The 15,685-nt window shown below is 38.1% G+C and carries 7 protein-coding genes; 4 read left to right on the top strand and 3 right to left on the bottom strand.

Going from position 1 to position 15,685, the window contains the following annotated elements; genetic code table 11:
* Complete coding sequence (locus AC27JP_RS11690) at positions 1-1,050, bottom strand: efflux RND transporter periplasmic adaptor subunit (protein ID WP_487115248.1); 1,050 nt, start codon at positions 1,048-1,050, stop codon at positions 1-3.
* 199 nt (positions 1,051-1,249) lie between these two features.
* Here AC27JP_RS11690 and AC27JP_RS11685 point away from each other — a divergent pair, with 199 nt between their 5' ends.
* Entirely contained in the window at positions 1,250-1,822 is a 573-nt protein-coding gene (locus AC27JP_RS11685; protein WP_487115246.1) for a TetR/AcrR family transcriptional regulator, read from the top strand.
* 290 nt (positions 1,823-2,112) lie between these two features.
* Here AC27JP_RS11685 and AC27JP_RS11680 read toward each other — a convergent pair whose 3' ends face one another.
* Positions 2,113-3,009: a LysR family transcriptional regulator gene (locus AC27JP_RS11680; protein WP_487115244.1), complete on the bottom strand. Its 897-nt coding sequence runs from the start codon at positions 3,007-3,009 to the stop codon at positions 2,113-2,115.
* Positions 3,010-3,375: 366 nt separating this feature from the next.
* On the opposite strand from AC27JP_RS11680, the gene AC27JP_RS11675 reads away from it, so the two are divergent.
* Positions 3,376-10,896 (top strand): outer membrane protein assembly factor BamB family protein, encoded by a 7,521-nt coding sequence (locus AC27JP_RS11675; protein WP_487115242.1) that lies wholly within the window; start codon positions 3,376-3,378, stop codon positions 10,894-10,896.
* A 284-nt stretch (positions 10,897-11,180) separates the two neighbouring features.
* Positions 11,181-12,824 (top strand): glucose-6-phosphate isomerase, encoded by a 1,644-nt coding sequence (gene pgi / locus AC27JP_RS11670; protein WP_487115240.1) that lies wholly within the window; start codon positions 11,181-11,183, stop codon positions 12,822-12,824.
* Between the two features lie 141 nt (positions 12,825-12,965).
* Here the strand turns inward: pgi and AC27JP_RS11665 are convergent, their stop codons facing one another.
* The gene (locus AC27JP_RS11665; protein ID WP_487115238.1) at positions 12,966-14,888 is read right to left on the bottom strand and encodes a S9 family peptidase; all 1,923 of its coding nucleotides are present in this window, start codon (positions 14,886-14,888) and stop codon (positions 12,966-12,968) included.
* A gap of 201 nt (positions 14,889-15,089) precedes the next feature.
* On the opposite strand from AC27JP_RS11665, the gene AC27JP_RS11660 reads away from it, so the two are divergent.
* On the top strand, positions 15,090-15,599 hold the full coding sequence (locus AC27JP_RS11660) for a YgjP-like metallopeptidase domain-containing protein (RefSeq protein WP_487115236.1): 510 nt from the start codon (positions 15,090-15,092) through the stop codon (positions 15,597-15,599).
* Positions 15,600-15,685 lie beyond the last annotated feature (86 nt).

The following is a 15,685-nucleotide window of genomic DNA, read 5'->3' as shown; positions in this document are numbered from 1 at the left end:
TTAGAATGCCGCCTTATATTCTCTAACTTTTAGTCCTTCACGCATTTGACTTACTGCCGCTGAGACAACTTTATCACCAGCATTGAGCCCAGCAGAAACCAAGGCAAACTCTCCTTGTAGCTGAGAAATTTCAACCTTTACCTTGGTTAGTGTGCTGTCGGCTTGATTAAAACGCCAAACACTAAAGCCAGCATCATTGTTGCCCATTAAGGCATTTAACGGAATAACAAGCGCTTGCGCGTAACTATTATTATCTTTGATATTAACAATCGCGCGAGAGCCTGGATAAAACAATTTCGTCACTTCCCCGTCAAGAGCAAATGTTACGCCATAGGTTTGGGTAATAGGATCTGGCGTGGTTTTATGTTCCACATAATGTATGTCGAACACTTTACTTTCCTGGCCAATAATATGTGCCGTAGCTTTAACGTCACGGTTACCAGCATTGGCGGTCATAATTCTTTCAGGTACTTCAAAGGTAAAATATAATTCTGATCTATCCTGCAAATTAGCCAAAGTATCGCCGGTGCGAATATAGCTATTGTTTTCGATATACCTAGCGCCAATTACCGCATCAAATGGAGCCCGAATTGTTGAGTAGCTCAAATCTTGCTCAGCATTTTCTAACGCTATTTTAGTGATAGAAAATTGTGATTTCGCTTCATCATAGTCACGTTGTGATGCAACATTTTTCTCAAAAATATCTTTAATGCGCTTTAAGTCACGTTGTGCATCTTCATGACGAATACGGCTTTCCTCAACTTTACGTTGAAATGGTGCAGGATCTATTCTCGCTAAAACCTGCCCTTTTTTAACTTCGCTACCTTCGATTAGACTTTCAAAAATTAAACGTCCTGACACTTCAAACTTTAAATCAACACTTTTAACCGCAGACACTGTCGCCGGAAATTCATAATCATTGGCTAAGTTTGTTATGCTCGCCGCCGATAACTGCACAACAACTGGCTCGCGTTCTTTTACAGCCTCTGTAGGCTCAGAGCATGCTTGCAAGATAAAAGCAGCCATAATCACGATAAAAACTTTCTTCACATTAACCCCAATAAATACCTTAATTAATAAAAATACCAAGTTGAATAATTGCTACAAGCCAAATAACACTAGCTAACCAACAGATATAAGTTGTGCAATTATAGCACAGGTTTACACATTAACAACTACTGTAAACCTGTTGTTTATTGTTTTCATTCACGTTATGATCAAAATGTTTATACTCTTAAGAGAAACTGTTTTGCCAAGTACAACTGAAAAAATACTCGATACCGCCATGGATTGCTTTTTTCAACACGGCTACTGTACAGCCAATATTTCAATGGTTAGTCGACACGCTGGGATTTCTCGTGTCACCATTCATAAGCAATTTAAATCTAAAGAAATACTTTTTAGAGCCGTCGTAGAGAAACACTTTCAGCAATACAACACCTTAATTGACAACTACCGTATTTCAGAGAATGATTTTTGGACAGACACGCAAGAGCTGATTATTCAGCGATGTGAAGGTTTTTTTAATGATATTTCCAGTGCCTTAGTAAGGGCTGATTTGTTACACGCCGGACAAGCGTACTGCAAAGACCTGATTCAAAATGAAGAAAATTTAGTAAAAGAAAGCATTCAAATAAGAATAGAAAAAGAAATTGCCAAGAAAAGATTCACTTTAGCAAAAATCAAGTTATCAACTGGGCAACTAGCCGAAACACTACATTTTGCCCCTTTTGGCATTACAGTATCAGTGTCTGATCAAAACAACATTGCCTTTGTCGAAAACTTAATGGCAGTTTTTAAAGCGGCAACATCCCCTAGTTAAAACGGTATCAAAACGGCTTTTGTACTAGGGGCTGTTGATTTTTCGAGATTACTTTTACAACATTTTGTTGGCTATTTATACAAGGCAGAGGCTTTGTCATGTGGTTATTCCACATAAAAAGGTGATAACGCTGTAAAAATGGCCAACAAATGTTGTCCGAAGGATTCGGCCAAAAGCGCTTTACTCTTTGTTGAGTCGTATTTGCATAGAATGACTAGGCCACACACAACTCGCCGCGATTAAAACGCTTTTATCTCGAACAAAACTTAACCGCGAAAGTTCAATAGCCCCTAACCTTGCTTCGCATAATACGCTTTAAGGTAATCAATAAAAGCATTTACTTTCGCTGAGGTAAATTTACGTGATAACTTTATCGCGTAAAGCCCGAGCGGTGCCGGTTTGTATGCGGACAAAACCTCAACAAGTTGACCTTTTTCAATTGCGTCACCAATAATGAACATAGGTGACTGCAAAATACCAATGCCCTCTATTGCTGCTTCTTTTAAGGCATTACCATTATTTGACGTTAAGGTACCACTGACATCAACACTGCGCTCAACACCATTTTCTTGCCCTATCCAGCCTAATTTAGGGTTAATTAAACTGTATCGTAAACAATTATGGTTAAGTAAATCTTCAGGCACGTTCGGCTCACCATACTGATTCAAATAGCTTGGCGCGGCACAAAACACTGCAGAAATAGTGGTAATTGGCAGGGCAACTAATGATGAGTCTTCTAAACGCCCAACACGAATACCAACATCAATACCTTCGGCAACAAAGTCAGTACGATGGTCCTCAAGCTGTAAGTGAATTTTCAACTCTGGGTGCAACTTCATAAAGCCGGTTAAAATAGGCGTTAATGACGTTATACCAAAACTCAGTGGTGCTGAAATACGTAAATTACCTTTTAAATTCTGACTACGAGATTGAATACGCTCTTGCGCCTCATCTAACGACTGGAAAATATTTACCACGTCTTGATAAAATTGCTGCCCTGCTTCAGTTAATTCAACCCGCCTAGTTGTTCGATTTAACAGCCTGACATCTAGCGCCGCTTCTAAACCAGATACCCGCCGGCTTACCGCAGCGGTACTGGCATTAAGTAATTCAGCAGCCTGATTAAAGCTGCCAGTATCGACTACTGAAATAAAACTGCGTAAAGCGACTAAGTCATATTGTTGCATATTCAGAGATTATATTGATTTTTATGATTCTTTGTTACGCCATTATAAAGTGTTGCTTGGTAATTGCACAATTTAACTTTGATTGATAATCCAAGCTCCTAGTGTCGTGCTAAATAGAAGGTACATGATGTGGCATATCTGCCTTACAAAATAGTAAAAATTTTGTCTTTAAAACAATTGTGCAATAAGTAACAAATTGTTAACATGTAATTTACTGCTAATAAAAACATCATAAAACAAGCAGTAACGGCATTTAAGGAAAGTGCTAAAGTTTGTATAGAACACAAACTTTAAGAGAATAAAAGGGAGTTTAACCATCTTAAATAACCATTTATTCATCGTTAATTTACTCAATGAGAAATGGTTATGAAAATCAGTTCAGTTAACATAAGAAAAACAATAATTACAACAGCGCTGAGTTTAACGCTATATGCCTGTGGTGGTGGCGGGGGCGAAAGCAGTAGTCCAACTAACCCACTGCCCCAAGAAAACAGGCCACCGGTCCTAACATCGACACCATTAGCCTCCATTGCAGAAACACAACTATACGAATCAGTATTAGCGGTTTCAGATGCTGACGGTGATAACGTCACTATCAGTGTTGAAAACTTGCCTGCATGGGCAACTTTTGACACCGCTTCTATGACCATCTCGGGTACCCCATCATTAAATGATGCAGGTAATTACACTGATATAAAAATTACTGGCGATGATGGCAATGGTGCCGTTACGTTAAGCACTTTTACAATTACGGTTGAAAATTCAGTGCAAGTAAGCGGCAAAGTTATTGATGGTTATATTCAAGGCGCTATTGTTTTCATTGATGAAAATGCAAATTTATTACACGACGAAGATGAACTAAGCACAATAACTAATGAAACGGGTCACTTCTCTTTTGTTATATTACCAGACCATTATAATAGCTATACATCTTCAACTATTAGAGCTTATATTGGTGAAGGGGCTAGCGACGTATCGCGCCCCGAATTAAACTTTACGCAAACTCCTATTATTTTATCAGCATTACCTTTAACCTCAATTAATGCTGATACAGAAAGCTATGAGTATGCTTCAATTTCACCATTCACCAGCAATTTGGTCAAATTACTTGATGTTGAGCTTAGTCAGTTTGCAGATGAACAACTGAGTAAAGAAGAATTAAACACTTTAATTGCCGAACATAAGCAAACAATGTTTGACGCTACGTTTTCATTTGTACCTACGGATTTAAACGAGTCAGAACTTGATACTGAGCAAATGTTGATAGATCTCTTTCACGATTTTATCGCGCCAAACAATGCAATCCCCGTTACTTTTCGAAATCGATTAGCGGTTATTGCTGCGGAGCAATTAGATGCAATTATTGTTGAACAAGATATAAGAGATACCGATAACGATGGTATTCCTAACAATGAAGACAACGATGACGATGGTGACGGAATCAATGACGAAGATGATTTATATCCACTAGATTCCGCTGAAAGTGCCGATAGTGATGGCGATGGTATCGGCGATAACTCTGACGCCTATGCTCACGATGCAGCCTGTTATATTGATACTGACGGTGACGGAACACATTGTTATATGACCTGGATTGCGTCAAACAGTCCACAATTAATTAAAGCAAATGGTGTCGCTAGTTTTTATTTTTTTAACCCTGAATGGCCGACAATTCTTGAGTACAATAACACCACTGGCCATTTCGCAACGCCAATTGATGTGGAAAATGCAACAACTATTGAATATTCGGTGAGTGCACAAAAACTATATATTGGCTTTAATGATGGAAAAGTACGTTTTGTCAATGAAGCAAACCAACTAGAAGACTTTATATCCGTAACAACAAATGACTCGAATGTTCAAATAACATCAATAACCTCAATGGGCCAACATATTGGTGTGCACTCTTCCAATAACGGTCAATTATATATTTATAACTTACTTGGCGAACCAACCGAGACTGATTATATAGGTCGTAATCGATATCAATTTACGTGGAACACAACCTTATCAAGGCTTTACTACACCTCATATAATAGCCTACACTATTTAGCCATTAATGAAAGTGATGGCACAGTTACGAGTAATCACAATTTAGGGTATTTTAATAACCTTGAGAATTTTATTGCGTTATCAGAAAACGATGAAAAGCTACTTCTCGGTAATGGTCAAGTTTATGACTTAGAAGAGTTTTTACCATTAAATAATGGGACAGCATATAATCCTGCACAAAAATTTGGTTTTTGGGTTAATAATGATGAATATGCAATCTTAACTCAAGAAGACAATTCTTATTTCTTACAGCGTTTTAACGCCGAATCGCAAGTAATAGAACAAATTACAATTGAAAATGATGTACTAGCAACATTTTCTGAACTTAATAACAGTTACTTGATTCTCAATAATGGCCAACAGCTTTCAGTAATGCAATACATTGCCAGTGAAGATAGTGACGGTGATGGAGTTAACAATAATGACGATAAATTTCCACTGGATGTTGCCGCTTCAATTGACACTGATAACGATGGCTCGCCTGATGAATGGAATACGGGCTACACTGAATTTGATTCAACAACAGGGCTAACTCTTGATGAATTTCCATTAGATTCCGCTTGCTGGCTAGCCGAACATGGCACTGATGGCAGCTGCGATTTTACCGCTACACTACCTAGCTTTACTCCAACAAAAATTATTTATGATCAACAAGAAGATATTTATCTTTTAAGTAGTGAAAACAGCGCGATATATCGTTGGAGTGCGGCAACCAATCATTATACAAACCCGATTCATTTAGCAACATTGAGTCAAGATGTTGATGCAATACCTTTGATAATCACTTATTTATCTACGCAAAATAGGATTTATATTGGTTACAACAATGGTCATATTACTTATGTCGATATATCAACCCCAACACAAGAACATCAATTTACATCACTTCCAGGACAAGTAACCTATTTAAGCAGTGCTGGAAATTACTTATTAGCAAGTGATTCGTCACAAAACAACAAATACATATTTGATATCGATGGAGTTCAAACCGATTCATTTAATGAATATAGCAATGTTTCAATGCAGTGGAATGACACCAACAACACTAGCTATTTAAGCAATAACAATCGAGTATATTCATATCAAATAAACCAAGTAACAGGTTTAATGATTGATAAAAATTATTCTGAATATGATAGTTCTAGTAGAGCTCAAAATCCTATTAGGCTCTCAACCGATATGAACAGTATTGTCACCGGCAATGGCATTGTTTATGACCTGACGCTGACCAATATTGCCAAGTTTGAAACTATTAGTGACAACATTCAAACCATTGACCAGTATTGGCACAGTGATGCGCTAATTTCTGTGACCCAAGAATATGACTATAACGAAGGTTTATATCATCAAAATCTTAGATTTTGGGATCAAAGTTACCGAGCTAGGGGTTCACAAACACTGCAAAGCTCAGCACTAGCGTTAGTACCGAATGACGAAGATATTATCATCGTAAGTCAAATCGATACTGAACTAGTATTTACCAAAGTCATCATTTCAGATCATGATGAAGATGGTATACCCGGCTGGTGGGAAGTATTGAATAATCTTGATGACAATAACGCTAGTGATGCGGCTATTGACTCAGATGATGACGGCTTATCAAATCTAGAAGAATACCAAAATGCTACTATTCCGAATAATAATGACTCGGATAACGACGGTTTACTTGATGGTGCAGAAATAAATACTCATCTTACTGATCCATTAAATAACGATTCAGATGGCGATGGTTTAAGTGATGGTGCCGAAGTTAATGAACACAATACAAATCCTTTAGTCGCTGATTCAGATGAAGATGGCTTAACCGATTATGATGAAATTATCACTTATCAAAGTAACCCGCTCCTTTCCGACTCTGATGCAGATGGATTACTCGATTTATATGAAGTTGAAAATGGTCTCAACCCAAATTTAAATGATAGTCAATCAGACTTAGATGAAGATGGTTTGGTTAACGAGGACGAATTTAATCAAAATACAGACCCTAGGGTTGCCGATACAGACTTTGACGGCGTATTCGATGGTGCAGAAGTACATAGCCACCTAACGGACCCACTAGATAAAGATTCTGATGACGATAGAATGTATGACGGCTTTGAAGTTACATATAATTTAAACCCGTTAAGTAATACTGACGCCGAACTTGATGGTGATAATGATGATTTTTCCAATATGGAAGAGTTTTTCCTTAAAACAGATCCGACTGATAGTTCATCTTTTGCTTCTGTTCCAAACTGGACAATGTATCAAGGTAATGCTGGCAACACAGGATTTACCCCAGTGCTTGTTAACAGCGAAAATATCACCCAACGTTGGGAGATTGACGCCGTTTCACAAAACAGACAGGTTATAGCTAGTGAGGGGACTGCATACATTGCCTCATATAATGATGACGCAACAGTTTCAGTGCATGCCATTAATGCCGCAAATGCGCAGCAACAGTGGCAAAGTGACTTTGACGACACTTACCAAATTTCAACATTAGCCTTTGCAAATAACAAAGTGTTTATGCAGACTCGCGGTAACTCATACTACTTAAGGGCGCTTAACGCTGAAACTGGCTCATTATTTTATCGTGTCGACAGCAACTATTTAAGAAGTACCAAATATTCTGCGACACCTTGGCAAAATGATCTTTATGTAAAATACGATCGAGAAATTAAAGCGATTGATGACAATGGCATAGATAAATGGGATGCCAGCTATTATTCCAACGTTTATTACTGGGCATTAGCACTTGATACCGACTCAATTTACGCCCCCAATAACGGCTTAGATATTATTGATCGAGCTTCAGGAGAGCTGCAATCTAATATTGCCTACCCCGAAGATTTTAATTCTTCAAGTTTTTTATACAATACGCCGGTTATCGGTCATAGCGGCCAAGTCGTGTTTTTTAGCAATAATACGTTGTTCAGTTTTGACACTGAAAATGGTGTTATTTCTTGGCAAACAGAGTTAAACAGTAGTAATAATCGACAAGTATCGATTGCTTATGGCCGTGTATATACCGCCCAGAATGATTTATTAAAAGTTTATGATGAAATTACTGGCGAGCTCATTTGGAGCTGGGAGAGCGATTCTAACGAATCTATTTACCATGATATCTTACTAACTCGTAATTTAGCCTTTGTTGGAACGGCAAACACTACCTATGCAATTGATTTAGCTACCCATGAAACAGTGTGGCAAACTGATATTGCAGGACCAATGTCTATTAGTAATCAAGGAGCACTATACATTGCAGCTAATGAAAAAGTTGTTGCTTTCAACATTGCCGGAGATATTGATGCCGACGGCATGGCTGATTGGTGGGAAGACTTTTACGGTTTTGATAAAAACAATGCTGATGACGCGAGCTTAGATGCTGATATCGATGGGCTCTCTAATCTAGAAGAGTTTCAAGCAGCGACAGATCCGCTAGTTTCAGACTCTGACGCTGATGGTATAGAAGATGGCGATGAAGTTAATACTTATGGTACAGATCCACTAAATAATGATAGTGACAACGATGGCATAAGTGATGGCGATGAAGTTGATACTCATGGCACTAATCCACTAACAGCAGACTCCGATAGTGATGGTGTTAATGATTATGACGAAATCAATGTATATAGCAGCAACCCGCTTGCTGAAGATACTGATGCTGATGGTATTCTCGACGGCTGGGAAGTGCAATACGGTTTAGATATCAATATTGATGATGCTCAAACCGATATCGATAACGATAATTTAGTTAACATAGATGAACAAACAGCTGGTACGGATCCAACAAATTCAGATACAGATGCCGATGGACTTTCTGATGGTGACGAAGTACATACACATTTAACCGACCCACTGACTTTTGATAGTGATAGTGACCGTATGAGTGACGGTTGGGAAATTGACTATAGCTTCGATCCGTTAGATGGCAGTGATGCATTAGCAGATACGGATAATGACGGTTTTACCAACATGGAAGAATTTTTTCTGGCAACAAACCCTAATGATGCCGAGGATTTTGCAATATCTACACCTTGGGTTACCTACCAAGGCAATGCCAAGCATGATGGTTTTAGCCTTTACAATATTAATCACAATGACATTGCCCAGTTATGGCAAATAGATTTAGATTACGTACCACATCAAGTCAGTGCAGCTAATAACAAGGTTTTCGTATCAGGACGGAGCGGCGCTAAAGTTTTACAGGCATATAACAGCGCCAACGGCACAGAGCAATGGAGTATTGATTATGGCAGTATCAACAGCATCGATGCGCCAGCCTATGCCAACGGCAAAGTATTTTTTCAAACCGGTGGGCATGGAGACTCATACTTACGAGGTGTAAACGCAACCACTGGCACAGTAGAGTTTGAATCAAGTTATGGTAATCAATGGAGTAGTTATATGGCTCCGACACCATTTGAGGATGACATCTATATCAGTGGTGGTACATATGGTGGTATGTATGGATTTACGCAAACGGGTGAAGAAAAATTCTTTATTAGTTTAGAACAAGTTGCCGGTTGGACACCAAGCGTAACTACAGATACTGTTTATAGTTATACTGCATCAACATTAAGAGCATTTAATCGACAAACTGGAGAACAAGAATTTAGCATCACTGATGAGAGTAATAACTACGGCTCAACACCAAGAGCAGGTGTACTAGGACATAATAATAACTTTGTCGTTGTGGATAATAGAAAACTTCGAAGTTTTAATCTTACAGAGCAAACGATTACATGGGAAAGATCGTCTAATTATATTCAAGAAGCGGCCATAGCCTATAATCGAATATATGTCATTAACAACGGTGTGTTAGAGGTACTTGACGAAAATACTGGCGAACTGTTGTGGAGCTTTGAGGCAACAGAGAATATAACACAAAACATTGTTATTACTCGTAATTTAATCTTTATTGGTAGTAGTTCCAATACTTACGCTATCGATATTAATAGCCATGATTCCGTATGGAGTGTTGAAGAATTTGGTCAATTAAGTATCAGTGAAGGTATTCTCTATATCGCAGGCGAACAAAAGCTTACCGCCTTTAATATAGACGGTGATGATGATGATGATGGCATGCCTAATTGGTGGGAACTAAACCATGGTTTGGATAAGGCAGATCCTGACGATGCATCACTCGATAAAGACAATGATGGACTTTCTAACTTACTTGAATTCACTCATGGTTCCAATCCAACAGTAATGGATAGTGATAGTGACGGCTTGACAGATGGCAACGAAGTAAACACGCATTTATCGAACCCAATACTTACTGATACTGACCAAGACGGTTTATCCGACGGCGAAGAAATTAATACTTATAATACGAGCCCCATATTAACGGACAGTGATGAAGACGGCTTTAGTGATGGCGATGAAGTATTGATTTTTGGCACAGATCCTGCCGACGAAAATTCAGTTCCTGATGCAATTTCGGCGCTAACCGAATCGTTCGAGTCAAGTACTTTGCCTTTAGGTTGGACAATGCCAGAATCTTCCCAAGCAGATTGGTATATCACATCTGATACTGCAAGCGACGGGAGTCAAAGTATAAGAGCAGGTGATATCGATGATAACCAAGAGAGTGTAATAGAGTATCAAGGCTTGTTCGCATCCGGAACATTTTCGTTTGATGCTAAAGTTGAATCTGAAAGCTGTTGTGACAGTTTAGAAGTATACGTTGATGAACAATTACAACATGCAATTACAAACAACACTTGGGCAACATATCAAATACCACTAGACGCAAACTTACACACAATTAAATTCCGTTACGAAAAGGATGGCTCCGTGTCCTATGGTGAAGACACCGTATGGTTGGATAATGTTACTTTTAGCCAGTAATAATATTTACCATTTATAAAGAGTATTGCTAACGTAATTATTTTATTAGTGAACTAAAAATAAAAAGAGAGCATGATGCTCTCTTTTTTATTTTTGCAAATACATATTTTTTCATTCAAGATAATACCTGACCAAATGGTCAACCAAATAACTATTTAACAGCTTAATAGATCAATTAATTATTGGTAACTAAAGCGAGTATAGTAATAGTATGCTGATAGCGTTCAAGCCGTTTATACGTAACAGCTACTTTATTAGCGCTCAACTACCTGAATGGAGAAAAAATGCAAGATAGAACCTCATTACCTAGCTGGAAAAAATTAACAAGCCATGCTGATGAAATTAAACAGCAACATATGAGTGAACTATTTAAGCAAAACCCTAAACGTTTTGAACAGTTCTCCATTCAGCTTGCGCCCTTTCTCGTCGATTATTCAAAAAACCTAATATCTGGCTCAACAATGAATTTGCTAATCAATTTAGCAAAAGAGTGTGATGTCGAAGCTTGGCGCGAAAAAATGTTTAGTGGTGAACAAATTAACCGCACCGAAGAACGTGCCGTTTTGCATACCGCCTTAAGAAACCGTTCGGGTAAACCAATATTACTTGATGGCAAAGATATCAATATTGATGTGCAATTAGCGCTGAACAAGATGAAAGCTTTTAGCGAGAAAGTTCGCCAAGGGTTATGGAAAGGCTACTCAGGAAAGCGTATTACTGATGTAGTAAACATAGGTGTTGGTGGCTCTAATTTAGGCCCACAAATGGTGACTGAAGCTCTAAAGCAATACAGTGATAACAGCGTTAATGTTCATTATGTTTCTAACGTTGATGGCACACAAATAGCGAATGTACTTCGGCCACTAAATCCCGAAAAAGTGCTATTTATCGTTTCAAGTAAAACCTTTACCACTACCGAAACCATGACTAACGCGAAAACGGCGATGAAGTGGCTAGTGTCTTCTTCTTTTGATCAATCAGCCATTGCTAAGCATTTTGTCGCGGTATCATCTAACAAAAAAAATGCCACAGAGTTTGGTATCGCCGAAGAAAATATTTTTGATATGTGGGACTGGGTTGGCGGCCGCTTTTCACTTTGGTCTGCCATTGGTTTACCGATTGCTATTGATTTAGGCTTCGAGCGTTTTATCGAATTACTTGAAGGTGCCCATGAGCTTGACCAACACTTTTGTAATACGCCATTAGAAGAAAATGCTCCGGTTATTTTAGCATTATTAAGTGTTTGGAATTGTACATTCTTAGGGGCGCAATCTCAGGCAATTTTACCATATGATCAGTCACTACACATGCTGTCAGCCTATTTACAGCAGGCGGAAATGGAAAGTAATGGTAAATCTGTCACTTGGGATGGCGACTCTATTCCTTATCCTACGGTTCCTTCAATTTGGGGCGAGTTAGGGATTAATGGCCAGCATGCGTTTTATCAATACTTGCACCAAAGCAATAACGTTGTTCCTGCCGATTTTATTGGCTCAGTAGAAAGCGTAACGCCAGTACAAGGGCATCATGAAACCTTAATGGCTAATTTTTTCGCCCAAACACAGGCACTTATGCAAGGCGTCGATGAAACTCAAGTACGAGCTGATTTAAAAGCCAAAGGCCGCACACAAGACTACATCAACAAAGTAGCACCACATAAAGTTCACAAAGGCAATCGCCCAACCAATACTATTTTGATGAAACGTATTTCACCACGTTCATTAGGTAGCTTGATCGCTTTATACGAACATAAAATATTTGTTCAAGGCATTATTTTACAAATTTGTTCTTTCGACCAATGGGGTGTAGAGCTCGGTAAAGGCTTAGCCAATAATATTCAAGAAGAATTATCTTCTGGGCAAATAAGCGATCAGCATGATAGCTCAACCACCGGCTTAATTAACTTTTATCAAAGCTATACTAAATAAAAACTGACCGTACATCGACGTGCAAGGATGCACTAATGCCTCAAAAGACAGGAAGTCCGAGAGAGGCCTGTACATAAAAATAGCGAACACTTAGTTCGCTATTTTTACTTATTTCCTTTCAACTATGATTACAGTATCAATTTATAAATGCGCCTGCAAAAAGCTTAAGTATTTGTTCGAAGCACTAATGCGATTTACCTTTTTACTAAAGCCATGGCCTTCATCATCAAACACTAAGTAATCAACATAAGTACCGCCTGAGCGGATAGACTCAACCATTTCATCACTTTCAATTTTCAGTACTCGGGGATCATTTTTACCTTGCACCACTAACACTGGCTTTTTAACATTTTGGCCAAAGAACACTGGCGAAATATTATGTAAACGCTCTTTATCAGTACTTGGGTCACCTAACTCGTCATATAATGACTGACGAAATGCTTCCCAATATGGCGGAATGCTTTCTAAGGTTCTTACCCAATTGGTAACACCAAAAATATTGATACCGACCTCAAACTCTTCAGTAAATGTCATTGCTGCCATGGTTAAGTAGCCACCATAGCTACCGCCTATAACACCAATTCTATCTGCATCAACCCAATCTAAGGATTGTAAATAGTACTTATTATAAATAACGTCTTTTAAATCATGATCGCCATGCTTTTTATCATCTAAGTGATAAAAGGTTTTTCCGTAACCATTAGAACCTCGATTATTAATTCTAAAAATAGCATAGCCATTATTGACTAAGTGTTGAATTAACGCCGAATAACCTTTGCGACTTTGTCCACCTGGACCACCATGAATCCATACTAAGGCAGGAACTTTCTTCGTTGCAGCTTGTTTAGGTTTATATAAAATGCCCGGAATTTCTAAACCATCAAAACTTTTAAAGCGTACGACTTCACCAACCACTAAGTTGTCTTCTAAAATGTTGGGATTACCGGTATCGGTTAAACGTTTAATGCTGTCACTACCCAATTGGTGAACATATAAATTTGACGGCGAGGTATCAGAATTAATATAAAACACCATTTGCTTGCCATCAGCAGAAAAATTCACTCCGCGTAAATCACCACTTGGCATTTCAGGTAGTGTTAATTTTTTATTAGTCACTAAGTCTTGTATTTCTATTTTAGTTTGCGCATCAGCATTAACGCCATGCACTTGGTAGCGACCATCTTTCGAGAAGTAGGTAAAGCTTACATCCCAATTTACCGCAAAATTTTCTGACTTTTCTTTACTAGCTAAATTATAAGACCAAGCTTGATTAAATTCACCAAACTCATTAGTAGAATATATAAGTGCACTATTATCACGGGTAAAGGTATACGCACTATGTTCAACATCACCTTCATGTGCGGTTATCAATTCAGCTAACGGCTCTGCTATGGCTAAATCAACGATATATAAATTGGAGTCCGCGTTAGAATTGCTTTTACTTAGCGCTATATATTGGCCATTAGGGCTAATAGCTTCCGGTGAATAACCCGAGTCATTTTGAAAAATCATAGTGCGCGAATAGTCTGATACTTGATATAGATATACATCAAAGTACTTTGGATCTCGCTCATTGGTTGCGACAAAAAACTGCTTATTGTCTTGATGCCAACTAACAAAAAAAGCCTTTAACCCTTCACCTGGTGTTAAGTCTTTTTCTTCACCATTTAGCTCTTGCACAAAAAGGTGATCAAGCTCGTCACCACCTTTATCGGCACTAAATAAAAACCTGTCATCCTCTGGAAACCAGCCAACAACATAAATTGACTCTTTACTTGAACGGGTTAGTTGTGTTGGTTTTGAGCCATCTAATGGCACTTTATAGGCATTATAAATACCACTTTCATCGTCACTTACCAATACGGCTGTGGCATCAGCGTTTATCGAAGAACCAAATACCGAACGGGTTTTAAAGAACTCTTCTGCACTATAGGTTTTAAACGTTGAAGTTTGCTCTTGTGGCGCTGCGACTTCGGCAACAGGCTCCTGCTTTGAACAAGCAAGCAGTAATGATATGCCCGCTATTGTCACTAATAATTTAGCTAGTTTCGGTAAAATTCGCATTATTAATTCCCTTCTTATTATTTTTATTTTAGTAATCAAGTACTTCTCAATCTAAAAAGACAGTATAGAGCAATTAATGAACAATTAAAGTTTTTATTATTAGCGAGAAGAGAAATACAATATAATGAATATTGATAAAAAATTAGCGTAAACTATGCGCTTGTTCACAATCATTAGAAACACAAAAGCTAATTAATTCAAATGACCACTCCGTTAAAGTACTTATCTCATTACGCTATAGATATACAACAACAAGTGTTAAAGCTGATATCTGAAGATAAGTTAAAGCCCTATTTATTAGCACAATTTCCCAGCCCCCATAACATCACGTCGGATAAAGCATTACGCCAATATACCTTAGAATTAAAACAACAATTTTTAAAAAAGTCAGCGCCACTAAGCCAAGTGAAATACGATGATAAAATTCATACTGTTAATAACGCGCTCGGTTTGCACACTTATGTTGCTCGCGTACAAGGTAATAAATTAAAAAGTAAAAATGAGCTACGCATCGGCAGCGTTTTTAAGAAAGCGCCAGAAGCGCTATTAAATATGATTGTGGTACACGAACTCGCGCACTTAAAAGAAAAAGACCACAACAAAGCCTTTTATCAACTTTGTCAGCATATGCTACCAAATTATCACCAGCTAGAGCTAATGACCCGTATTTACCTTACTGAAATTGAAAATAACGGCAATATATACCTATAAGCTAATCCTCGCTGGTATTTGTCGTAAAGAATAATCTTGAATGAACATAGCTTCAGTAACTAATTGTTGTGACCTCCCTTCCCTTT

The organism is Colwellia sp. SU-HH01172 (assembly GCF_057553355.1).
The sequence above is the reverse complement of the archived record's forward strand: the minus strand, read 5'-3'. Positions and strand labels throughout refer to the sequence as shown.